The organism is Methylomonas albis, from assembly GCF_014850955.1.
GTDB classification, from domain to species: domain Bacteria; phylum Pseudomonadota; class Gammaproteobacteria; order Methylococcales; family Methylomonadaceae; genus Methylomonas; species Methylomonas albis.
This window is the reverse complement of the sequence record NZ_JACXSS010000001.1, coordinates 2,248,546-2,272,785: the sequence shown is the minus strand read 5'-3', so window position 1 is coordinate 2,272,785 and position 24,240 is coordinate 2,248,546. Positions and strand designations below refer to the sequence as shown.

Sequence of the window (24,240 nt, the reverse complement as noted above, 5' to 3'; positions counted from 1 at the left end):
AATGATGCCATTTATCAAAAACATTGCGTTTGGCTTTGGCCCTAAACTGCCGCTGATTTTACAAACGGAAGCGACCGAATGCGGTCTCGCCTGCTTGGGTATGATCGCCGGTTACCATAATTACCGTACTGACTTAAGAACGCTGCGCGGCCAGTTTCATATCTCGCTGAAAGGGGCGGCGCTGTCTCATTTAATCCAGATTGCCACGCGCATGGAGCTGGCGACGCGCGCTCTCAAGCTAGAACTGGAGGATTTGAATCAGCTAAAACGCCCCTGTATCCTGCATTGGGATTTCAATCATTTCGTGGTGCTGAAGGAAGTCGGCAATAAAACCATCACCATTCACGACCCTGCTTTCGGTATTCGTAAATTGTCGTTGGCGGATGCCTCAAAATCATTTACCGGCGTGGCGCTGGAATGTTGGCCTAACTTAGGTTTTAAGCCCCAGGAACAAAAACAGACCATCACATTGCGCGGCCTGCTGGGGCGAGTGACCGGTATTTCCCGTTCGTTCGGGCAGATCTTGGTATTGGCCCTCGCCTTGGAAGTATTTGCGCTGGTCAGCCCGTTCTTTTTGCAATGGGTGATCGACAATGTGATTGTTTCCGCGGACAGGGATTTACTGACCACGCTGGCGATCGGTTTCGGTTTGTTGATGGTCATGCAACAGGCGGTCAGCACGATCCGCTCTTGGGTGATCATGTATATGGGCACCACCCTGAATATCCAGTGGCGAGCCAATGTGTTTTCACATCTGATCCGGCTGCCGATCTCGTATTTCGAAAAACGGCATTTAGGCGACGTGGTTTCCCGCTTCGGCTCCATAGATCAGATCCAGAGGACCTTGACCACGTCTTTCATGGAAGCAATCCTTGACGGCCTGATGACGTTGGTGACATTAGTGATGATGTTTATTTACAGCCCGATGCTGGGCTGGATTGCGGTCGGCACGATGGCTCTGTATGCCCTGAGCCGCTGGGCATGGTATCGCCCGCTACGCAACGCGACGGAGGAACAGATCATTCATGCCGCCAAGCAGCAAAGCCACTTTCTGGAAACCATTCGCGGCGTCAAGGCCATCAAGCTATTTCAACGCCATGACGAACGGCGTTCAACCTGGCTGACCTTATTCGTCGATCAAATCAATGCCGATCTGCGCACCCAAAAACTGCAATTACTCTACAAGTTGTTGAACGGTTTACTATTCGGCTTTGAAAATGTGCTGATTCTCTGGTTGGGCGCCAAGCTGGTGATGGATGGCAATTTCTCGGTCGGCGTACTGATGGCGTTCAATTCCTATAAAGGCCAGTTCGACACCCGCGTCAGCTCCCTGATCGATAAATTCTTTGAAGTCAAGATGCTGCAATTACAGGGCGAGCGTTTGGCGGATATTGTGCTCAGCGCGCCGGAAACTGTCCGGGAGTCGTTAATTTCAGCCGATAACACCTTGCTGGAACCCAGTCTAGAAGTCTCGAATTTGCGCTTTCGTTATGCCGAGCATGAACCTTTCGTGCTGGATGGCGTGAATCTAAAGATTGCCGCCGGCGACTCGGTTGCGGTGGTCGGTCCCTCGGGTTGCGGCAAAACGACTTTGATCAACGTCATGCTGGGGATTCTGTCCGCCACCGAGGGCGACGTGCTGATAAGCGGGGCCAGCGTCAAGCAAATCGGGGTCGATAGCTTGCGGCGCATGGTGGGCACGGTGATGCAGGACGATGTGCTGTTTGCCGGGTCGATTGCCGACAATATCAGCTTCTTCGACCTGCACGCTGATCAGCAATGGATCGAAAAATGTGCGCAGATGGCGGCCATTGCCCATGACATTGCAGCGATGCCGATGGCTTACAATACGCTGGTGGGCGACATGGGTACCGTGCTCTCCGGCGGCCAAAAACAACGGATATTACTCGCGCGAGCGTTGTATAAGCGGCCCAAAATCCTGTTTCTCGACGAAGCCACCAGTCATTTGGACATTACCCGCGAACAGCAAGTGAATGCCTCGGTGAAGTCGCTAAATGTCACCCGGATCATCATCGCCCACCGTCCGGAAACCATCGCCTCCGCCAACCGGGTGATTGTTTTGGCGGGTGGCAAGGTCGTCAAGGATGCCTCGGTCTCGCAACCGCCGATTCAAGCCGACTCACTGGCGCCAACGAATTTGCCTACCTATAAAATGTCTTTTGGCGCGAAGCCAAACATGATTTAAAGGGTTACCAACATAATGAGCTTGTTAGGTATTTTTTGCCGAGGCGCTATTGCCATGGTTTTGATGCTCCCGATTAACGCCTTTTCAACGGGTCTCGATCCCATTTCAGCGCTGGACAAACTCTATAGCGACATTGACCCTTTCTCAACACAAGATGAGGTATCCGCTTCGCCGGCTAAAGACATCACTACCAGTAGGACCATGGAACCTTGTCAATTTACAGCGATAGGAGTGCCGCTAAGTTTACTGGAAGCCGTCGAACGCGCCTTGTGCAACCACCCCCACACACGGCAAACCTGGGCAAGCGTTAAGGCGCAGGCAGCGCTGGTTGGGACCAATCTGGCCGCCTATATGCCCACGATCAATGCGAGCGCGAGTGGAACCTACGGAAACAACAAGACAACGGTGAAAGACTATCCCATCTTTAGCCGCGATAAAGACACCTCCGTGCTCGGCTATAATCTAAAATTAAGCTGGATCTTATTCGATTTTGGCTTGCGCGGCGCTAATCTGGAAAATGCCCAACAACTTCTGGCCGCGGCGAATGCGACACAGGATGCAACCCTGCAAACCGTATTTGTCACCGCAGCGCAAAGTTATTACGACCTGTTAAGCGCACAGGGTGCGTTGGACGCCAGCCTGGACTCGGAAAAATCGGCAAAAGAGAGTTATTTGGCGGCTGACGCCAAGTACCGAGCGGGGGCGGGAACGCTGGCCGACAAGTTGCAGGCACAAACGACTTACGCGCAAGCCTCGCTCGATCGCGCCAAAGCGAGTGGGACATTAAAAAATGCTCACGGCACCCTGGCGATCGCCATGGGACTCAGCGCCAATACGCCCTTGACCATAGATGACCAGGGCGGAGAATTGCCGGATACCACCTTTGTAACATCGATGGATGCATTAATAGAGGATGCCAAGCGCGATCACCCCAGTTTGCTAGCGGCGCAAGCGCAAATGCAGGCCGCCAAGGCCAAGGTGGAAGCCGCCAAAGCGGAAGGCCTGCCCTCGGTGGCGTTAACCGGCGCCATCAGCTACAACAACCAGTTGGGGATAGCGCCAGGCGACACTGTCACCGAAAACGACAATATCGGCGTTCAAGTCAATGTACCGCTGTTTGAGGGATTTGGTCGTTCGTACCGTATTCAGTCGGCCAAAGCGCAGGTCGAAGCTAAAACCGCCGAATTGGCTAACGCGGAACAGCAGATTTCACTGGATGTCTGGAAAAGTTATCAGTCGTTGCAAACAGAATCCGAGAACCTGAAAGCCACGGACCATTTATCGCAAAGCGCTACGCAGTCGTTCAATGTTGCACAAGGCCGTTACAAAGCGGGCGTGGGCACCATAATTGAGCTGTTAAGCGCGCAAAGCACTCTGGCAAGTTCGCGGCAACAACGTATCAAAGCCCTGTCGAATTGGCGTACGGCGCGGTTGAAGTTAGCTAACAGCCTTGGTAAACTCGGGCTTTGGGCAATATAAATGGCTGTTGATAATTTAATGAAATTCACATCACGAAGCGCTGCACTAATACTGCTGATTTTCGCAAACCCCGCGCAAGCCGGTAGCCTAACCAACGGCAGTTGGCAACCCAGCGGCTGCGGCGTAGTGCCTGAATCGCCTACCATCAATGGCGGCAATATCGATGCCTACAATAAAAGCATTGCGGCTATAAACGCTTGGCAACAAAAATCCCGCGATTATTTCGAATGCTTGATCAAGGAAGCCAATACCGATAACAGCATCATCGCCGACCATGCCAATCAGGCGCAGGCCAAATATCGCGACACTGTCGAAAAAATCGGCGCGGAAGCCGACGCAGCCAAGAGGAAACTCGATAAAGAATAAGCCTGCTAAATTGATGGAATGCGCGAATTTCAGTTTATACGGCAAACACCCCATTTTTACCGAGATTTACAATTCGCGCACCCATTTTGCCTCCCAAGCATTTGGGATTTATCATAAAATCTCCGCCTGACATTAAGCAGCGATTCGCCTAATGCGAGAACTGCACTCCAAGACCACCATTCTCTAGCAATAAAAATTATCCAAGACATGAAAAAAGTCGACATCAAGCTGCTGATACTGGCAATCAGCGTGCTGTTAAACGGTTGCGCCAGTCTCGGCAAAGGGATTACCGAAGCCATTCTGGAAAAACAGGACGCGGAAGACACCCGCCTTTGCGAAATCAAAGGCGATAAATTCGAAGGCATCAAACCCCAACTGGAAGTGCATGATCGGAAAATGAAGCTACTGATGGTGCACGGTGTCGGCAACCACTTACCGGGTTACTCTACGCAGTTCATGGAAAAGCTGGCCAAGGAACTTGATCTGACTGTCACCAGCAGAAATGTCAAAAATATCCGCTTGGCCGATGCCAAGGGCCTGGATAGACCGCTGGGCAATTTGCGTATCCACCGTTATCTCGACGCCAACAAATCTCAGGAAATGCTGTTTTACGAACTGACCTGGTCTGAAATCAGCGCCAAGGAAAAAGAAGTACTGTCCTACGATAACTCTGGCGAGCAGTCGTTTCGCCGCGCCGAAGTCAACGATCTGTTAAAAAAGTTCTCCAACGATACCGGACCCGACCCCATCATTTATCTGGGTGAGAAGCGCGAAGACATACTGTCGGCATTTGCGCAGTCTTTTTGCTGGATGATCCACGGCGACTGGAACAGCCTGCCGGATGATGTTAAGCAAACCTGTTCCACCAAGAACGTGACGCCGTTTTACAACGATAGCTACGCCTTCGTCTCTCATAGCCTAGGTAGCCGCATCACCATTGACGGCTTGCAGCAAATCGCCTCGAAACTGGGTAACGGCGAAACAGCGAGTTACTACACTGCGCTGACCAACGTGTTGAAGAACAAAGAGATACCGATCTACATGATGTCCAACCAGTTACCGATGTTGCAATTGGGGCGGGCCTTGCCAGAAGTAGCTAATCATGCCGAGACATACTGCCAAACCGGAGGCGCTAAGTACAACGAACGGATCATGGCCAAAACTTCGGTGATCGCCTTTAGCGACCCCAACGATTTACTCAGCTATGCCATCCCACACGATTTCGTGAATAAATATCTGGATTCGCGATTATGCGTCAATGTCACCAATATCAATATCAACGTCGCCAGGGTTTATGATGCGTTCGGTTTGGGTAAACTGGCTAATCCCATGGATGCCCATATCGGTTACGACACCGACGACCGGGTGATCGCGCTGATTGCCAAGGGCGTGGCTAACGAGCGCACCGCGCCTATCGTTAAAGAACGTTGCCACTGGGTGGAAACCATAGATTGACGTGAAGTAAATCCCTCGGGTGTGGCCGTTGCTCGGCCATACCCCATTGTCGTATCCGCCCCTGTGGCGTCAACAAGCTCGTTCACACTTCACCCTCGCTTCACATTCCCCACATCGTCCGTTCACCTTGCCGGTGCATGCTGTTCATCGTCTTTTAACTCCACGGAATAAATACGATGCAAAAAAAACTCTGGCAAAAGATCTGCATAATGTTCGGGCTGACTTTGGTACTGCTGATACCAATAGGCATGGTAAAAAACTTGGTAAGCGAACGCGCCGAGCGTCAACAACAGACAGTAAGCGACATTGCCGCCAGTTCCGCCGACCCTCAGCAATTGTTCGGCCCCTTGTTGGTGGTTCCGTACACCGAGCGCTGGACGGAAATTATCGACACTAAAGTCGACGGCCAACCCAAACGCGAACTGATCGAGCACAACGAAAGCAGGCTGCTGTATTTTCTACCCGAACACTTGAATATAGCCGGCGAGCTCGCCACGGAAACCAAGCAGCGCGGCCTATTCAAAGTACGTTCTTACGTGTTGAATGTCAGTATCAAAGGCGATATGTCTTTACCGGGAGGGTACGGCAATCCGAAACCGCTGCATAACGGCCAGATCAGTTTCGGCACGCCTTACGCCAGTGTCGTGCTGGCGGATATGCGCGGCGTATTGGAAGCGCCGGGTATGGCATGGGCAGGTAAGCATTATGCGTTCGAACAGGGTGCGGAATTACCCATGCCCCAGGCCGGTATGCACGTGACATTGGACGCGCCGCCGGTCGAGTTCAGCCCTATCAATATGCCGTTTGCGTTCACGCTAAAAATCCGCGGCATCGAATCGTTGGATTTTATTCCGGCCGGCAAACAAACCCGCGTCGAACTGTCCTCTGCCTGGCAACACCCGAGTTTTTACGGCCGATTCCTACCCGATCCGCAATCTCAGCAAGTCGGCGAAACCGGTTTTCATGCGCTGTGGTCTGTCGATGCGCTGGCGTCGAACGTCGCCGAAAGTCTTTATAAATGCCACGCTATCAGTTGCTACGACAGCTTTGGCATCCGCTTGATGGAACCTATCAATGTTTATTCCCTGTCTGACAGAGCCAGCAAATACGGTTTCCTGTTCGTCTGCCTGACCTTTGCCGCCATCTTTCTGTTCGAAATCTTGAAAAACCTGGCGATTCATCCCGCCCAATACGCATTGGTCGGTTTGGCACTGGCGATGTTTTTCCTGTTGCTGTTGAGTTTGTCCGAGCATCTGGACTTTGTATTGGCTTATCTGATCGCCAGCGCCGCTTGCGTGACATTGATCGGCTTCTACCTCAGCGCGGTTTTGCGCAGCATAAAACGCGGTATTGCCGCTGGCGCTTTACTGGGCGGCTTGTTCGGCAGTTTGTATGGCTTGCTGGAATCAGAGGATAACGCGCTGATGTTGGGCTCTTTACTGATGTTTGCTCTGCTGGCCCTGGCGATGGTTACCACACGGCGCTTGGATTGGTATGGACTCGGTCAATCCGATGCCGATAACTCGGCAATCATTTAAATCCCATCGGCTCGGGACGCTGGCTGTACGCATCGTCCCGAGCGACAATATCGAGGTAGATATGATCGTTGCTCATCTCCCAGCCGGCTATATAGTATCGACACTGCTGTTTCACAGATTCAAAAAATATGGGGTGCCAAGGTCAGTTTTTCTGCGCGCCGGCTTACTCGGCAGTATCGCCCCTGATCTGGATATGATTTATTTTTATGGTTTCGATCACCGCGCGCACCCGCACCACAGCTATTTCAGTCACTTTCCTAGCGTTTGGCTGCTGTTATTAACGCTGGCAATACTGTGTTTTCAGCATTGTAGGCAGAAGAAACTGCCGTTGTTGGCGCTAATTTTTACATGCAACGGTATGTTGCATATGTTGCTGGATTATATCGCCAGCAATATTTACTGGCTGGCCCCGTTCGTAAACAGGCCGTTTGCTTTAATTACGGTGCCTAGTGTCTACCAGGACTGGTGGCTGAATTTTCTGCTGCACAGATCCTTTGCGCTGGAGATTTTGATTGTCCTTTGGGCCGCGTATTTGTGGCGTAAGCAGTGCATGGCCCGGAGCAGCTGATGAAGGAAATTGGTCTAATCGGGCAACATAATTTTGCCTTCCGCAAACAACACGGCTTGCCCACCGACCCTGATGGTCAAATTCTCCAGGCCTTTGTTATCCATTTCTAACTGAATCAAGCTGCGGCGAGTGCTTTGATCGCCGCGTTCGACCGCGAAAGTGTGGGTACCTTTTTGGGTGTGTTCGAACGAGCACAAATAACAACAAAATGCCGGTAAAGCACTGCCGACCGGCGGATCGGCATGGATGCCGATATTGGGCCCCAGCAAGCGCGCATTGAAATCCGCTTCCGGGCTTGACGATTTTGGGCAAAACAACAAGATTTCCTGCGCCGCGGTTTGCGGGGCGGCAGATTGCGCCCAGGCCGCATAGTTAAAACGGGCCTTGCGTACCGATTCGTAGTTCCAAACCGGGACCACTAAATAAGGAAACCCACAAGACACCAAGCGTGGTGAGTATTTTTTATGGTCCAGCTCCGCCAACTGCAAGCCCAGAAAACTGCATATTTCATCGTCGCTGGGCGAGAAGCGGTCGACAATAGAATCGACACCACGGCTAAATTGCACCAAGCCCGGCTGCCCATCCTCACTGGACAAATTGACTTGGATAACGCCGATATTTTGTTCAAACTCGAGTTTAGTCAGCGGTTCGGTTAACGCCACATCGCCGGAGATAGCCAACACATAGGCCGCGGCAATAATCGGATGGCCGGCAAAATTGATTTCACCCAGCGGGGAAAATATTCGCATCCGCCGATACTTGGCATTATCGGCCTTGTGAAACAGAAATACCGTTTCCGACAGATTCAACTCCTTGGCAATCTTGGCCATTTTCTCGGCATTCAAGCCGTCGGCCTTCGGCAATACCGCTATCTGCGCACCGTTGAATATCTGGTTGGTAAAGACATCAGCGATGTAATATTGGTAGTTCACACCTTACTCCATTTAACAGACAGCCAAAGACGGCGATTTTTGTTGCACAGACGGCGAAGCCTCCAGCACGGAGACTCTGCCGTTTTCCAAGCGTACCGGATAGGCTGGTACGCTGACCTCGGCATCTTCAAAGCAAATACCGCTAACTAGACTGAAATGTTGCTTATACATAGGTGATGTGACCATTGGCTCGCCGCCGATGTCCCCTACCATACCGCGCGATAACACATTAGCCTCGCTAAACGGATCGAAGTTACCTATCGCATACACTTGCCCTGTACGCCGTAGGTAAAAAATCGCAACTTGTTTGCCTTTTACCAGGGCACACACCCCGGAATCGGCTGGCAAATCGGCGATGCCACACACATCTATCCACGTACTCATTATGCAGCCTCCTCGATCAATTTGAAATGTTTACGTTCTTGTGCGTTGGCAGGCCTAACTTGGCCGCGCTCCTCGACAAACACCACATTGTCATCGGCTTGATCGCTGTTGACGAAATGCCGGAAACGTTTCAGCCGTTGTTCGTCAGCCAAGGTAGTTTTCCATTCGCACTGATAGGTATCGATAACGTGCTGCATCTGCCCTTCTAGCTGCGCGCCTATCCCCAATCGATCTTCGATGACCACCGATTTCAAATAGTCTAACCCGCCTTCCATATTGTCCATCCATACCGAGGTCCGTTGCATCCGGTTGGCGGTGCGCACATAAAAGATCAACACCCGGTCGATGTATTTGATTAGCGTTTCTTTGTCCAGATTGGTGGCAAACAAATCGGCGTGACGCGGTTTCATGCCGCCGTTGCCGCAAACATACAAATTCCAGCCGTTCTCGGTAGCTATGACGCCGATGTCCTTGCCTTGCGCTTCCGCACATTCGCGGGTGCAGCCCGAGACGCCGAACTTGATCTTATGCGGGGCGCGCAAACCTTTGTAGCGATTTTCCAGTTCTATCGCCAAACCGACGCTGTCATCAACACCGTAGCGGCACCAGGTACTGCCGACACACGATTTCACCGTGCGCAAGGATTTGCCGTAAGCATGACCGGACTCGAAACCGGCATCGATCAATTCCTGCCAAATCGCCGGTAATTGCTCGACGCGGGCACCGAACAAATCTACGCGCTGGCCGCCGGTGATTTTGGTGTAAAGCTGATACTTTTTGCCGACTTGGCCTATGGCGATCAACATATCCGGGGTAATTTCACCGCCGGCAACCCGCGGCACCACCGAATAAGTACCGTCTTTTTGCATATTAGCCAAGAAGATGTCGTTGGTATCCTGCAAGCCGATATGGTCTTTTTCCAGGATGTAGTCATTCCAATATGACGCCAAAATCGAACCAACTGCCTGTTTACACACTTCGCAGCCCAGGCCCTTGCCGTGTTTGTCCAGCAAATCGTCAAAGGTTTTGATTTCCTCGACCATCACCAGGTTATACAAGTCCTGGCGGGTATGCGGAAAATGCTCGCAAATATCGGTGCTGACTTCGACACCTAACTTAGTCAGTTCACAATCCAGTACCGACTTCAATAGTGCCGAGCAGCCACCGCAACCGGTGCCGGCCTTGGTCTCGGATTTCAGGCCGCCAAGCGTGGTGCAACCGGCTTCGATCGCGCTACAAATCTGGCCTTTGCTGACATCGTAGCAAGAGCAAATCTGCGCAGTGGCCGGTAAGGCATCCGGCCCCAAACCGACCGATTCACCAGCGAGTTGCGGCAAAATCAAAGAATCCGGATGCTCAGGCAGTTCGATACCATTCAAGCAATATTGCAACAACGTACTGTAAGCGGACGCCTCGCCGACCAATACCGCGCCTAATAGCTGTTTCTGGTCTTGGCTAACCACCAGGCGTTTATAGATTTCGCTGGCGCCGTTTTGATAGGTATACACCATGGCGCCTTGGGTTTTGGCATGCGCGTCGCCGATGCTGGCGACATCGACACCCATCAACTTAAGTTTGGTGCTCATGTCGGCGCCGGTAAAACTGCCTGCTTCACCCGCCAAATCTGCGACTACGGTACGCGCCATCGCATAACCGGGCGCCACCAAACCGAAAATCTGGCCGTTCCACAGCGCACATTCGCCAATCGCGTAAATATCCGCATCGGAGGTGCGGCATTGATTGTCGATGACGATGCCGCCACGCGGCCCGACTTCCAAATCACAACTGCGGGCGATGTCATCGCGAGGCCTGATGCCGGCCGAAAACAACACGATGTCGGTTTCCAGCGTTTCGCCATCGGCAAAATTCATTTTATGCAGGCATTCAGTGCCATCATCGATCAAGCTAGTGTTTTTGTTTAAATGTACTTTGACGCCTAAGGCTTCAATCTTGCGTTTCAAAATCGCCCCGCCGCCATCGTCAAGTTGCACGGCCATCAGGCGCGGCGCGAACTCGACCACATGCGTTTCCAGACCTAAATCCTTGAGCGCTTTTGCTGCTTCCAGGCCTAGCAAGCCGCCGCCGATCACCACTCCGACTTTAGATTTAGCCGCCGCAGCCGTCATTGCCTCCAAATCTTCAATGGTGCGATAGACCAAACACTGCGGCCTTTCATGTCCCGGTACTGGCGGCACGAAAGGATAGGAGCCAGTGGCCAATACCAGTTTGTCGTAATCGACGACCACGCCCTTGGTGGAAGTAACTTGCTTGCGCTCCCGGTCGATACTGGCCGCCCTGTCACCTAAATAGATCTCTATGCCGTGCTCTTCAAAAAAACCGTCAGCGACCAAGGACAAATCGGCGGCGGTTTTGCCGGAGAAATACTCGGACAAATGCACCCTATCGTAAGCCGCTCTGGGCTCTTCGCAGAACGTGACAATTCGATAGCGATCTTTCACATTGCTGCCGACCAATCCAGCCAGAAAGTTCTGGCCTACCATACCGTTGCCGATAACAACCAGGGTTTGTTTCATATTCATCAGGGGCCTCTTTTTACTCGGAATTTATGCAAACGCGCTACCCGGCTTAATGGCGGTAAGGCGATTCAACAAGTGACTACCTGGTCGCGACTACCCTTTTTGACAGCCAAAAAAAAAGGCGTCCTGTTCGAATGATTGACTCATTCAAGCAGGACGCCTTTGTCCAGGTTTCGTACGGGGGTAAAGTCTAACGACAAGACTTAATAAATCTATAACAAAATTAATGCCAACATACAAAACCCTTGAAAAACCTAGGCCCGCACACTGAGTCACTGCTTTTATCGGCCAAATTCGCACCCAAATAAGGCAAAGAAACCGGCGATTTGCACCACTATGGCGCCGCTCTGCCATAAATCCACCGAATTGTCGTTATTGTGTCGCTGGCACATATGCTGCTTATACAAGCCAAGGATCGACAACCACGGATAATCCATGTCTTTTACGCCTTTTAAACTACTATCCATGCGCGGCAAGACCAAAGTGCTGCACATGAGCTGGATCGCATTTTTCATCAGCTTCGTTATTTGGTTCAATCATGCGTCTTTATTAGTATTGATCCAGCAAGACCTGGGCATTAGCGAAACCCAAATCGAAATCTTGCTACTGCTGAACGTAGCGCTAACCATACCGGCCAGGGTTATCACCGGAATGTTGGTGGATAGATTCGGTGCCAAGATCAGTTATAGCGTATTGCTGGCGGTATGCAGCATCCCCTGCTTCATGTTCGCGATGGCGGAAAATTTTACCGAACTAGCCTGGTCGCGCTTCTTGCTCGGCTTCATCGGCGCCGGGTTTGTGGTGGGCGTACGCATCATCGGCGACTGGTTTCCCGCCAGCCAGGTCGGCACCGCTGAAGGTATTTACGCCGGCTGGGGCAATTTCGGTTCGGCTGTCGCAGCAATTTTTCTGCCCGGGCTAGCATTTTATTTCGGTGCCGAACACGGCTGGCGCTCGGCGATTGCCCTGACCGGCGTGATCGCGTTGGTCTATTCGGTGATTTACTATTTCAGCGTGGAAAACCTGCCGCCGGAAATTGCCGCACTAAAAACCCGCCGGCCGATGGCGATGGAAGTCACTAGCATCCGCGACTTGTTTTTATATATGCTCAGTCTGGTGCCATTGTACGCCACTATTTCGCTACTGGCCTGGAAGCTTTCGACACCGGCGACACCGGTGCTCAGCGCAAGCTGGAATATGACGATTCATCTGGTAGTCTGGACGCTGTTTTTCATACACGTCTATCAGCTGGTCAACAACAACGCTGACCGCCTCAGCCAACCCATCGCCAGCATCCATCATTATCAGTACAAACAAGTATTCATTCTAGCGATAGCCTATCTGATTACCTTCGGCTCCAAACTCGCAGTATTGTCGATGTTGCCGATTTTTTTCTTTAAGACATTCAACGAAACTCAAGGCACTAGCATGTTGGATGCCGGCTTTTTGGCGTCCAGTTTCGTGGTGACTAATGTCATCGCCCGCCCGGCCGGCGGCTGGCTGAGCGATAAAATAGGTCGCAAACTGTCCTTATATTTATTCGTAACCGGTCTGGCCGGCGGATATTGTGCGATGGCGATGATTTCCGCGCAGTGGACTATTGCCGCGACAGTGGCGGTTACTTTGGCTTGCTCGATATTCATGCAAGCGGCGGAAGGTGCAATTTTCGCGTTTGTGCCCCTAGTCAAACGCGCCATTACCGGTGAGGTTGCCGGCATTGTCGGCGCTTATGGCAATGCCGGTGCCATCGTCTATTTGATTTTGCTGACCTTCGTCTCGACCGGTCAATTTTTCCTAATCCTGGGCCTGTCCTGCTTTCTGCTACTGGGTTTGATTTACTACTTGGAAGAACCCAAAAACTACATCACCGAAATCATGCCGGATGGCACCTTGCTGAAAATCGCCCTGGATTGAATATGGCCGCGCTGAACGTATTAGTCGTCGACGAATTCGACAGTGAACGCTTGCTGGAAACCAGCTTGCGCCAGCACGGCTGCGAGGTGTTAACGCTGAAATTGAAAGAAGTGAATATGCTACAAATCGTCCAGACTCTGCACCCGGACGTGGTGGTATTGAATCTGTACACGCCCAGCGAGACCGTGTTAAAGATGATCATAGAGATCAATCACAGCTATTCTCTACCGGTGGTCATTTTTGCCGAGGATCAACAAACCGAGACCATCAATAAAGTCATAAAAGCCGGCGTCAGCGCTTATATTGTCGATGGCCTGGACGCCAAACGCATCAAATCCATCGTCGATATCGCCATCGCCCGTTTCAAGGAGCAACATGCCTTAAAAGAAGAACTAAAGAAAACCAAGACCCAATTGGAAGACCGCAAATTAGTGGATCGCGCCAAGGCGATTTTAATCAAGTCGCAAGGCTACACGGAAGATCAGGCTTATCATGCCTTACGCAAGCTGGCGATGGACCGCAACATCGCCATCGGCGAAATGGCCAAGAACGTGATTTCGATGGCGGAGTTGTTTAACAAATAATGGCTTTTGCGACACGGCTCGGAGCGTTTTGACGCTTTCGTAAGCTCTGCTGCATTCGAATTTGATTTGTGATTGAGCCTTAAATTTGGCTCCTGTCGGCCATTACCTGCCGATCGGGGCGACCTTCCAATTTCACTTCTTGATTCCCTTCGGATGTCCGGTATTCGGCGAGCAAGTTAGCATAATCACCGAGTCACAACGGCCAAAACCGGTCATATAAGAATCTTCTGTCACCGACTTCAATTTGATCCATAGCCGACATTGGATAGGTTTGCTTCAAAATGTAGATGTAGGGTAGCTCGTATCTTGTTGGACTCCCCAATTGTTGATACCTCAGAAGGCGCATTATGCGTAACAGGTTTGTAACGTTCGGCGATTTTCCCCAATCAAATGATATCGGTTGTGCCCCATGGCCTAACCCGACCTCTGAGATTAGCAGCATTAATTAACGCGAATCCTAGCAAAAAGAGGCCGGCAGACGGCGTTAATGGGACCGTCGAAATGACTCCTCGTAGTCCGACGGGATCGCCGGTGGGATCTCCATCATAACGGCCGACCGAAAAGTCTAAGGTATCGCCCTCGTGTAAATCCCTAGTAAAGTCGAAGCGGAACGGAATTCCGTTCAAGTAGCCGGCATAGGCGCCTAGTATTGCATCGGTGCTGAAATTACCGTTAGACGAATTGAGTTTTACACCAACAGATTTGGTTCCGAAGTCCACGCTAAAAAATTCTCCCTTCACCCGATAACTGCCTTCGGCAGGGGCGACGAATCTCAATATTGCAAAGTCGTTGGAAGAAAAATATCCGCCTGGATGCATGTATACAGCGTGGGGGGGGGCCAAGTAATGCGTCCCGGCGTAATAGGTTGCGTCGGTGGAATTCACCGAAACTTGCGGAAAGGGCTCCCGATTTACATAGTTCGAGCTAATCCAACCGTTGACCCCCGTAAAGCCCTCCAAACTGCTCATCGGTTGATCCAGTACCTGAAATGCGCTGGTTGCCGTTTCCGCATATCCGTATAGGAATGGCCCGTTTTGTTCAGGAAACTCAAAGTCCGAAATCAAATTGTAAGTTGCTGCCTGTGTCAGTCGATTGGGGCCGAGAATTAAGAAACAGATAAAACCGACCAGTATAAATTTATTCATTGCATTCTCTGTTTGGGGTTAGATGGGTTTCTGCCAACCTTGCGAGTCCAACCTGACGATTAGCCTCGTTGTTATACTCGCTGACTATATCTAAAATAAGCCGCCTCCCGAACCCGACCTACCGGGTGTCGATTTCTAAATGTAGGTCGGGCTAGGCCATGGCAATATGTCGACGGTTGAGCTTCGAAGCAATTAAGTTTATTAGAGCGAGCCCTGACAGCATCAAAAGAGCTGGATTGGAAATCGGGACCGTTATAAAACCAACTGTCCAACCAACACCTCTTTCAAGCAAGGGATTGCTCCAACTGATCGAGGTATAGGTTCCGATAAACTGGATAATGCCATTGCCCTCTTCGCCATACAGGATATTGGAGGCCGGCTGAGTCAGGGAATATTGGCTACCGCCGAATAATCCTGGTCCCTGATTAAGTAGAACAAACGGTTTGTCGAATACAAAAGACGACGGGTTGGAAATTTGACCGAGGCTGACGATTGCCATTACCGGATTTTCGACTGCTTTGGAGAACGTTAGCGTGTTGATATTGTCGGTGCCACCCCAAAAGTCTATTCGACCTTCATAAGTTGGTGCGTTAGAGATTTCGGTGCTGGTATAGGTTGATAGCGGTAACCAGTAATTTGAAACGCCGTTAAGGTGGCCACCCGCATTTACCTCGCCTTGATAGCTAATCTGGATCGACTCCGATCCAAGAATAACCTTGCCGTTTGCCGTCCCGGCGACATCATCGGCCGTCATCGATTCCCAAACCGTCCACGTGGTGTGTGCGGCGAGAGTTGCAGAAGATGCTGTCGCACCTAATATTGAACACAAAAATAAGCTTAAGTAACGCACTTTCATGACATAACCCCGATGGTGGAGATAACGCCCATCCTATGGCGAAATATTTGAGTAGTCAATTAAATTTACATTAGGCTCGTGGGCTGGGTAGAACAACGCGAAACCCAACTTCGGCTTATTATCAATTTACGGACATTGGCAAAACTATAGCGGTTGCCTCCTTTGGGTCGGTTTGACTCAGTGACGAACGGCTGCTTTCAGGTATCGGGAATTCAATGACAGCTTTCGGGGAATGAATCTGAAGAACTGACGATCACTAGGCGACCCTTTGCGGTCATCCAGCTTGGCCAAAAGCAGCCGTCAATGAATGACCGCATTTATACTGCGGCAAATTGCCTGTCTATGTCGAACTATTGAAACTAACCCATTTAATCTTCGGTGGTTACTTCCAGACAACAAGAAATCAGAATCCCCATATAGTAATTCTCGCTATATTGCATATGTTGGTATATTAAAGTCATACCCTAACCAACTCTCCAACACTCGCTTGCTATTTACTGGTGCAGTTGAGCGTTCTCGCCAATTTTCAATAAGCTCTATAATGGCATCCCGCGCGCCTCCACCATCAACACAGCGATTCATCAGGTATGTAACAAAGCAAAGTGCACCAGGATCAGTTTCAGATCTGCGGATTAATACTCCTCCGATTAATGCATGTGCAAGCCATTCTTCATTAAGTTCATTAGCTAACGTTTCATACAGTTCTTTTTCTCTGTTTAAATCTAGTGTGGTTTCGGATGCTCCAATTGTAGGTGCTTCAGTTTCTGAGAATAGCAACCAGTAGAGTGCCAATGCACCTGCTCTGTCATCTTGTTTATAATTATTTTCTTCAGCAATATTCCTAAGAATGTCCAAGGATAAACAATATCCTTTCAATGTTTTATGAAGAGACTGCTCTCTTGATGCGCTGGATTGCCATCGAAATTTGAATTGTCGACTGACACAAAACCATTTGACCAATGCAGGCGCAATATCTGATAGTAAGTGTACATCTTCTGGAATATTTAGCTCAAAAGGCGATATTTTTTCATCATAATCAATCCAGAACGCATCCTGTTTTAAAGATGTACTTGACGCCCTGTTTTTGAGTATTTTTAATAGTTCCGATTCTCTACCTTGAAAATTACCCCAATATTATATGTGCTGTCTTGTGTCGAGATGATTATTTTCAATTAAAGTCGAAAACACTGATATATCCAGCTCTGATATATAATTTGGCACATGTACAAGATGTTGGAGTCTTTCTGGATTTATTGCAAAGTCTAAGGCAATTCTAGGAAGGCGGGCCTAGAATACCCCCCATTGGTCAGTGGGAGATTTATTTTTATCTAAATCCTTCACATCTCTAATCTGCCAATATTGATGTCGATTTACTTGTTCAGCAGAGAGCGTATCAAGCCATTCGCTAGTAGTTGTGTCTACATTTCGCAAGTGATCAATTGAGAATGGCGTTTCGGAGTATCGCCCTGGAATCGGGAGCAAGGCCAATAACGAATCCGGCAGGACTCCAAGTTTTTCACTACCAATAGAATCAACAATTTTAACGAATTCATTTAAGGCCCAAGAACTTCTTTCTTTGGCAAGCCGAAGGCACGTAAAAATTAATTTGAATAATCCATCCGAGTGTTTTATGCAATTATTAAAATCAAGATTATTAAAATAATCTGGTAGTTTTCCATTTACCCAGTTTTCAGGGAATAGATAACCAGTTAAGAAACCACAATCAACTGCCTCAACTTCTTTTCGATCGATTTCTATTTCATCAATGTTTAAACATTTGAATAATGCTTTTGCACTGTCGCCGTTAACCCCGCTTGACTCACAGCTCGCGATAAATCTTTTATGATCATCACACAAAAATCTTAGAATAGTTCTAATACTTCCCGTGCTGTAATATTTCCAGTTATTTGAATTAACAATATGTATTATAGAGCATAAGACCCATTGGCTTGTATTTTTAAAGGGAAAGGAACGATGGATTCTTGTTTTGCGCCGATATACCAAGAATCTATCTCTTTGTGATGCCCATAATGAATAAAGATATTCTTGTTGTGAAATGGAGGTGCTTTTGAAAACGAGACTTACTGTTTTTGACTCTTCCGAATCATCAGGAAGCAACCAACCCAGCAGAAATAAAGCGCCTAATGTTTCGCGAGGAATTGCAGTATTTATTGTTTCCAATAATGATTGAATTAGCCATTTTTTTGATTTTGCCAGATTTATATGGCCAAGCTCAAATAGAGAGTTTAAATCTAAAATTCCACCTAGGGGATCAAACAACGGCTTGAGTTGCTGCCGATCACGCTGATCTTGTTCCAAAACACCTTCAATCAGTACACGACTGACTAGTAACGTCGCTTTTGCCATGCGGCGATAATAGATTCTATTTAGGCTTCCTTCTTCACCTTCATTAAGTCGACGAAGAGCTTGTACAGCAACGGCTACTTCGGCAGTGCGACGATTTTCGATCAACGCGCTCAAGAGAAAATGCATGACTTCTCGCCAATGAGCGTCTCCACTAATTGTCTCTATTCGGGTTTCCAGTTGATCTGTACCCACGCCGTCATAAAGAAATTCTGCTGCGAAGAATTCTTGCAATTGTCGAATATCAAATCGAACTTGTTCGCCATTCTCTGGTGTATTTACCAATACTAGCCGTTCCGTTGTTGCCTCCATAACATCAGCGACTGTTTGCTCGATATCATGGTCATCCAATACTGTCACAACATCGTGTACTAAACTTCGAAACTCTGTCTTGCTCAGAGTGGTTTGGGCACCTTCACTACGTTCGGCCCTTGCGTGTAACACAAATCCAAGCCGCATATGGACGGATTTCAATAAACGATCTTCTTCTCTCAATAACTTGGCAATGCGCGGATTTTGAAAGTTTTTCAGACTCTCTCGTTTCTTCATCACAAGATAAAAACTATTAAACAGTTGCCATCGCCTTTCTGGCGGGCGCCCTCCGTCACGCACGACTACTGCCATAATATGTGACTGTAACGGAGTGGTCATCAATTCCTTGACGTTCGGTGATTTGATTGCGGTTTCTAAAATTTCAATTGATTTTTCAGACTCCTCTTTAGAACGCCCAAACTTAAGCACTGGAGTTGCGCAACGCATAGCACTATCGGTATCAAGATGACTTAATTCCACAACTGGGCCATCTATACCGGCAAATTGACCCGAGTAACCTTGGGGACGTGAAGAACAAATAGCTAAAACATCGGCATTAATTTCTACTAAAATGTCATTTAGAAAATATAAAACCTCGTTGGCTACTTTATCTTTAAAATCGTTAGGAACCTCATCTAAGCCATCAAATACGACTATCCAAGATTGATTGGCTAGGGCTTTTTTAAAAGTTTTTACTAGAACCTGCGCACCTATTTTCTTAGTAATTATCCCGGTAATGTAAACCAAAATATTATTTGGCTGCTCCGGTTTGCACTGCGAATACCAATGAGCATACTCTTTTAGCTCCACTTGAATAGGGATACGAGGTGATGTTGGCCAGAAGCCATTTTTAGTTGCCGCAGTATTGATCTCTTTCGCGACGTTTTTTATGTTCTCCAATACATAAGGAGCATCATTACCTAAAATCAATTTTGCCCTATGGATTTGACATAAATATTGCCCAACAGTCGATTTTCCTTGGCCTGGCCCTCCTTTAATTAGACTTACTCTGGCTCGCCTTAAATTTTTATTCCATTCGCAGTAAGTTTCCGGAAACTCCGTACGTAAGCTATATTGATGACTCGGGTATCGTTGTTTTTCGCCCATTCGCTAGAAATGGATAAGCCCAAATCATCCATTTTATTGTTCACTTCGCCAGCCAATGCTGGGTCATTAATTCTCAGCAATAAATCCTGTTTAATACTATTCCAGCCGCTAGGATAAAGCTCCCATCCGTTATAAAAGCGCTGCACCCAGGTTAAATATTGCTCCAGCGTTTGCACATTAGTATTGATAGAATCTCGCTGGTATTCATTAAAAAAGTAAGCATACTTGGGTAAATCATCCGACCAGGCCGGATCTTTTGCAATTAAAATGCCGCAAGCCGGTAATACCATAATAATAAAAATGGCCAAAATCCGTATTTTCATATGAACTGCTTTGTGTCTATATAAAAACGATAAGCACCGATATATTTAGCCAGAGATTCTATAGAATGACCGCGTATTGATTAAAATTTGTCAGCATGTTTTTATTTAACATGACAAATATTTCATCTTTATTAATTTATATCGGAACGACGTGAAAACCGTTTGCGGAATTGGCTTCAGCTCAATCGGTTTTTATCCTACCGGACGCGTGGAAATTTAAAACAGCTCGAATTTAGCGAAATAACCAAAATGATCGGAAACGACAGGATAAAACGCATCATTAAAAATAATATCCATGGATTTAATTCTTAGCGGATGTCCATTTCTTTTAAAGATATAGTCGATTCGCTTGGGCGGGCTATGTTTCCAGCCGTCTATCCAGCCGTGATAGCTAGGCTGGTAAAATCGCCGAGGATGTAATTCATAAAATTGATCGACATATTCCGCGTTGCCAACGATATGGTTGTAGGCATGCTCGCCCGCCGGCGCATTGAAATCGCCAACCATTACATCGGCTCTGACACCAAAATGACGGCGTGAATCGACCAACTGCTTCAGACGCGCGTATTCCTGGAAAAAACCGTGGTGCGCCCAACTCAAATGAACATTGGCGACATGCAACAACCCGAACCAAGGCACATCGATACAAGAAACGGTGATATTACGCGACATGTAATTGTCTTTGCGCCAATCGTCCGAGACATAGGCCGAATAGTTGTGCAACATCGGATACCGGCTCAAGATGGCTGTGCCTTCCCGCCAGCGCTGAAAGCCGATATGGCTCCAGTCTTGATGAATATGAAACCAATGCCCCCAATCCCGCAATTTCCGACAAATCCGGAAAGCCATATTCGAAGGCGATTGGCCATACGGCTGAGTAATGGGGTCGTGCAAATATTCGCCCACCTCCTGAAAACACACCACATCAATACCTAAATGGGCTATTGCCTCGGCGATGATATGCACTTCGCGCTCATGCTGGTGCATCGTGTCGAAACAGCAATGGCGGGGATGCTGCTGATAGGTGTGCAGGTTGAGAGTCAGCAACGAAAGTTGCATATCCGCCCCCTCGTTCTGGAAAGTTTGAGCCGCCGTGGCTGAACCGAATGGTTTGTTGTAGGCAAGTGAAATATGGCTGCTGACAGGCCAGATTTTGGAGAAGCTGAGGGTTCGGTTACTCGCAGGAGCGCAACTAATCGGTAGAACTTCACTTCAATTTGTCATACCGTGTGCGATAGCTATGAAGCGTTTCAGTCCGTTAAAAGGGATGCGCCACCTTGCGTTGGCGCATCCCGACTCAAATTAAGCCACGCAGCCAATCATGAGTCCGGGGCTTATTTCAGCCCCATGCAACTCGCGTAATAACTCACCGTGCCTGACCAATCCGAGAATATGCCCAGGATACCCACGTCCTTGGCCAGTACATCCAGGGTGGTCATCATGTCGCCGTCGTTTTGCAAGGCATCCAGCGTGGATTGATAGTAAAACGAAGGGCTGGCGGTGCCTTTGGTAGGCAACACTTCTTCGACAATCCGGCCGGAACGTTCAAGCGTCCAGGTGATGATGCCCAGGCCAGCGGCTTTAGCGTCTTTCGCATATTGTGATGCGACAATCTTGCCGTCTTTAACATCCAACAGCATCCACATTGGTGGAGCGACGATCTTGATACCTTGTGCCGCATAGCCTTTCAAATCGTCTGCCGTGGGGACATCGGCTGGGACATTGGCATCGTCCAGATAAACCGCTTGTTTTCCAAAAGCCGGCTCGTTTTTGATCCAATACAGCACGTCGTCTTTATTGAAAGATTGCGCCCACACTTTTTTGGGTGAAACGCCGGCTTCCTTATACTCATCTATCATGGCTTGTGCATACGCTGCCTGGCTACCAAATACATCTTCTACCTGAAGTTTCGCGGCGCGGTTAGGCCCTTTAAGTTCTGGCGTATATTTACTGCCTAGCTGTTTCAGCAAATCGATACTCTCCTTATGGGTTAGCAGAGTAGCACCGGTGGAATAGAGATCAGTGCGCCAGTTTGCGGTACCACCTTGGTATTGGGCGGGTGTAGTCGCGTTTGGATTGGACGCATCCATCTTACCTTTAAGCGTCTTGAATTCAGCCAGACTCAGATCGCTGGTGCAGCAAAGTGCCGAAGCCGCCTTAATATGCTTGCCATTGGCGTCGAATTCGGCAGGCGAAAACGGTTTGGAGCAGGCAGCGGCCAACGGCGTGACCAGGATGTCGGTAGTCGTGTGCAAATCGCATTGGTCATGACGGCAAACCAGCTCGCCGTCCTTGGTAAACGTCACATCGCATTCCTGGATACCGGCACCCATGCGCGCACCTGCTTCATGGCTTTCCTTGGTGTGCTCGGGGAATTGCAAGGTGCCGCCGCCGCGATGGCCGATTGAGAAGTCGGTTTTATAGAAGGGGCCATTGCTGCACTGTTCCAGTTTGGTTTTCAGCGGACTGGGGCTCATCTTCTCCACCAAGTAAAACGGACGTGGACCCACTTGCATGCTGACGTCTTTATCGTCTCTATCCTCGCCACGCTCTCTATCGTACTTGTCGGCGCTTGCCAAGGCAGGCAAAAGACAGGTGGTTAGCAACAGCAGCGTTGCCGCTGTTTTGCTGGTTAGCTTGTTTAGCGTAAACATTAAGATCTCCGGTTGATATATTTTGTCGCCGGCATCTGATCAACCCTATTAGTCAAAGACGAATCGATCAGCGTTTTGTAATTGAAATAGCCGGCAAATCGTTACTGCACCGATTATTTATCATGCAAATATTGCAGAGCCATTAAGAAGCGTTGACGTAACTATTTGTCTGTTACAGGAAAAACTAAAGAGATTGCCTCATTTGGATAGAGCGGACATCGGTTATGACGCCCTAGGGCTTGAGGTGAGAACATCTAACCACGCTACAAAAAACGTCAAGTGCGCGGGGCAATGACCGACTAAGTGTCGCAAGACTGTGTGTCAGGGCTCCAGCAAAATCCCAACGCATCATTTGATTGCCTGATTCACGTGATTGCCGACAACCGATAAAACACCTTGCCAGTTAGCATCGATAACACAGCGTTAGTCTGCCGCTATAACCAAATCATTTGATCCTCGACGCTGCTCCAACATATCGTCCTTGGGCGCTATCCCGGACAAACCGCGAATCAAAGCCTGTTCAGAGGGATATACCAGTTTGGATGAGGCAGCCCCGTAGCTCTGGCCGGTGGGCGGGCGAATATTGGAAATGCAGTTGCGCTGGTCGTCCGTGTTGCCGGCTGGCGGTGTCAGGCAACGCCCCCAATCGGGACTTTGCCGATACTGGGCGCGGCTGGCGACCGGCGTGGCAAGCACCAGCGACTCAAAATCCGTAGTTTCCAAGCCTTCGGCAAATGCCGCCACATCCCAAGCCTGATGCACTGCATCCTGCGCCGCCGCATGGGCCAATTGAAATCCAATAGCGCTGCAGTCGGCAGGCTGCAACCGGCCGCGCCTAGCAGCGTCTGAAGCGTGTCCATGTCGTTCTGATCAGCCTCGGCATAATGGTGTAACAAATATCGCAGCCCATCGGCACACCCAGCAGCTTGCCGCAAAAATGGTCTTCCAAACCGGCGCGGATGATTAGGTTGCAGGCTAGTGGCCAAGCTGCCCCTGCAAGCCAATGGTGCTGCGAAAGCGAGTAACCACCCGGCAACGGCGATCAAATCCTGGTCGTGCATAATTTTGCTGACCGCGGTCACCAATTCCGGCGTAAGCCCGGCAAAGTTTACCGCCAAATCGTTACCCTCGGTTAACAGTCAGTCGCGAAATTCGCCCACACTTAAATTCGCAAGCGGCGCAAACCATTGCAGGCCATGGCGCGCCAGAATCTAGCGGGAAACTTCGTTTCGCTCCGGGGCTATCAATGGTTCTTCGATAAATCTCCGTAGGGTACCTCGGCCAAAACCTGCTGCGCGACCGCACACTCGACTTCGGAATCCGCCGCCAAACCGGCCAATTCATCCGCTGCCCGGCGCGGCATAGCCTTAGCCCACAAGATAGGCAAATCACGAAAATGAGAGCGTTTGCCTCGTGCGGTTGCGGAATAATTCATCAGGCAAGTTACGATGGGAGAATATCCGAGAATACGACAAGTTTAAGACTATTATGTGACCCGTGGCAGCCAGCAGACGGT

22 protein-coding genes and 1 pseudogene are annotated in these 24,240 nt (G+C 49.4%); 8 read left to right on the top strand and 15 right to left on the bottom strand.

Translation table 11 applies throughout. From position 1 onward, the window contains the following. Window position 1 precedes the first annotated feature (1 nt). From EBA_RS10465 to EBA_RS10440, 6 genes are all read left to right on the top strand, one after another. Window positions 2–2,206, top strand: a complete 2,205-nt coding sequence (locus EBA_RS10465; RefSeq protein WP_223146665.1) for a peptidase domain-containing ABC transporter — start codon at window positions 2–4, stop codon at window positions 2,204–2,206. Window positions 2,207–2,260: 54 nt separating this feature from the next. Next, entirely contained in the window at window positions 2,261–3,685 is a 1,425-nt protein-coding gene (locus EBA_RS10460) for a TolC family protein (RefSeq protein ID WP_223146664.1), read from the top strand. A gap of 18 nt (window positions 3,686–3,703) precedes the next feature. Further along, on the top strand, window positions 3,704–4,051 hold the full coding sequence (locus EBA_RS10455) for a hypothetical protein (protein WP_192374669.1): 348 nt from the start codon (window positions 3,704–3,706) through the stop codon (window positions 4,049–4,051). Window positions 4,052–4,258: 207 nt separating this feature from the next. Next, window positions 4,259–5,506 carry a hypothetical protein gene (locus EBA_RS10450; RefSeq protein ID WP_192374668.1) on the top strand — a complete coding sequence of 416 codons (1,248 nt, stop codon included), beginning with the start codon at window positions 4,259–4,261 and terminating at the stop codon, window positions 5,504–5,506. A 176-nt stretch (window positions 5,507–5,682) separates the two neighbouring features. Further along, the gene (creD, locus tag EBA_RS10445; RefSeq protein ID WP_192374667.1) at window positions 5,683–7,044 is read left to right on the top strand and encodes a cell envelope integrity protein CreD; all 1,362 of its coding nucleotides are present in this window, start codon (window positions 5,683–5,685) and stop codon (window positions 7,042–7,044) included. A gap of 61 nt (window positions 7,045–7,105) precedes the next feature. Beyond that, on the top strand, window positions 7,106–7,612 hold the full coding sequence (locus EBA_RS10440; RefSeq protein ID WP_192374666.1) for a metal-dependent hydrolase: 507 nt from the start codon (window positions 7,106–7,108) through the stop codon (window positions 7,610–7,612). A 14-nt stretch (window positions 7,613–7,626) separates the two neighbouring features. Here EBA_RS10440 and EBA_RS10435 read toward each other — a convergent pair whose 3' ends face one another. From EBA_RS10435 to EBA_RS10420, 4 genes are all read right to left on the bottom strand, one after another. Then, window positions 7,627–8,544 (bottom strand): PhzF family phenazine biosynthesis protein, encoded by a 918-nt coding sequence (locus EBA_RS10435; RefSeq protein ID WP_192374665.1) that lies wholly within the window; start codon window positions 8,542–8,544, stop codon window positions 7,627–7,629. 12 nt (window positions 8,545–8,556) lie between these two features. Next, window positions 8,557–8,928 carry a nitrite reductase small subunit NirD gene (gene nirD / locus EBA_RS10430; protein WP_192374664.1) on the bottom strand — a complete coding sequence of 124 codons (372 nt, stop codon included), beginning with the start codon at window positions 8,926–8,928 and terminating at the stop codon, window positions 8,557–8,559. Then, window positions 8,928–11,468, bottom strand: a complete 2,541-nt coding sequence (gene nirB, locus EBA_RS10425) for a nitrite reductase large subunit NirB (RefSeq protein WP_192374663.1) — start codon at window positions 11,466–11,468, stop codon at window positions 8,928–8,930. Before nirB ends, nirD begins: the two co-directional genes overlap by 1 nt. Before the next feature lie 278 nt (window positions 11,469–11,746). After that, window positions 11,747–11,980, bottom strand: a complete 234-nt coding sequence (locus EBA_RS10420) for a hypothetical protein (RefSeq protein ID WP_192377392.1) — start codon at window positions 11,978–11,980, stop codon at window positions 11,747–11,749. Between EBA_RS10420 and EBA_RS10415 the strand changes: the two genes are divergently transcribed. Together EBA_RS10415 and EBA_RS10410 are read left to right on the top strand one after the other, a co-directional pair. Beyond that, window positions 11,901–13,379, top strand: coding sequence for an MFS transporter (locus EBA_RS10415; protein ID WP_407663545.1), 1,479 nt, complete (start codon window positions 11,901–11,903; stop codon window positions 13,377–13,379). The genes EBA_RS10420 and EBA_RS10415 overlap by 80 nt on opposite strands. Window positions 13,380–13,381: 2 nt before the next feature. After that, window positions 13,382–13,963 (top strand): ANTAR domain-containing response regulator, encoded by a 582-nt coding sequence (locus tag EBA_RS10410; RefSeq protein ID WP_192374662.1) that lies wholly within the window; start codon window positions 13,382–13,384, stop codon window positions 13,961–13,963. Between the two features lie 386 nt (window positions 13,964–14,349). Here EBA_RS10410 and EBA_RS10405 read toward each other — a convergent pair whose 3' ends face one another. The 11 genes and pseudogenes from EBA_RS10405 to eutB (EBA_RS24545) form a co-directional block, all read right to left on the bottom strand. Beyond that, window positions 14,350–15,108: a hypothetical protein gene (locus EBA_RS10405; RefSeq protein WP_192374661.1), complete on the bottom strand. Its 759-nt coding sequence runs from the start codon at window positions 15,106–15,108 to the stop codon at window positions 14,350–14,352. Between the two features lie 151 nt (window positions 15,109–15,259). Next, window positions 15,260–15,964 carry a hypothetical protein gene (locus EBA_RS10400; RefSeq protein ID WP_192374660.1) on the bottom strand — a complete coding sequence of 235 codons (705 nt, stop codon included), beginning with the start codon at window positions 15,962–15,964 and terminating at the stop codon, window positions 15,260–15,262. Window positions 15,965–16,393: 429 nt separating this feature from the next. Then, window positions 16,394–16,819 (bottom strand): hypothetical protein, encoded by a 426-nt coding sequence (locus tag EBA_RS10395; RefSeq protein ID WP_192374659.1) that lies wholly within the window; start codon window positions 16,817–16,819, stop codon window positions 16,394–16,396. A gap of 432 nt (window positions 16,820–17,251) precedes the next feature. Then, window positions 17,252–19,747 carry an NACHT domain-containing protein gene (locus tag EBA_RS10390; protein WP_192374658.1) on the bottom strand — a complete coding sequence of 832 codons (2,496 nt, stop codon included), beginning with the start codon at window positions 19,745–19,747 and terminating at the stop codon, window positions 17,252–17,254. Next, window positions 19,660–20,070, bottom strand: a complete 411-nt coding sequence (locus EBA_RS10385) for a hypothetical protein (protein ID WP_192374657.1) — start codon at window positions 20,068–20,070, stop codon at window positions 19,660–19,662. The genes EBA_RS10390 and EBA_RS10385 overlap by 88 nt, the downstream gene beginning before the upstream one ends. Window positions 20,071–20,286: 216 nt before the next feature. After that, complete coding sequence (locus EBA_RS10380; RefSeq protein ID WP_192374656.1) at window positions 20,287–21,129, bottom strand: endonuclease/exonuclease/phosphatase family protein; 843 nt, start codon at window positions 21,127–21,129, stop codon at window positions 20,287–20,289. A 275-nt stretch (window positions 21,130–21,404) separates the two neighbouring features. Beyond that, window positions 21,405–22,724, bottom strand: a complete 1,320-nt coding sequence (locus EBA_RS10375; RefSeq protein WP_192374655.1) for a glycerophosphodiester phosphodiesterase family protein — start codon at window positions 22,722–22,724, stop codon at window positions 21,405–21,407. A 423-nt stretch (window positions 22,725–23,147) separates the two neighbouring features. Then, window positions 23,148–23,549, bottom strand: coding sequence for an ethanolamine ammonia-lyase light chain EutC (locus EBA_RS10370; protein WP_225616133.1), 402 nt, complete (start codon window positions 23,547–23,549; stop codon window positions 23,148–23,150). A 10-nt stretch (window positions 23,550–23,559) separates the two neighbouring features. Then, window positions 23,560–23,673, bottom strand: a complete 114-nt coding sequence (gene eutB, locus EBA_RS24895) for an ethanolamine ammonia-lyase subunit EutB (protein WP_225616131.1) — start codon at window positions 23,671–23,673, stop codon at window positions 23,560–23,562. Window positions 23,674–23,748: 75 nt separating this feature from the next. Then, window positions 23,749–23,806, bottom strand: a pseudogene (locus tag EBA_RS24890) (hypothetical protein); the annotation flags it as partial. A 161-nt stretch (window positions 23,807–23,967) separates the two neighbouring features. Next, window positions 23,968–24,159, bottom strand: coding sequence for an ethanolamine ammonia-lyase subunit EutB (gene eutB / locus EBA_RS24545; protein WP_192374654.1), 192 nt, complete (start codon window positions 24,157–24,159; stop codon window positions 23,968–23,970). Window positions 24,160–24,240 lie beyond the last annotated feature (81 nt).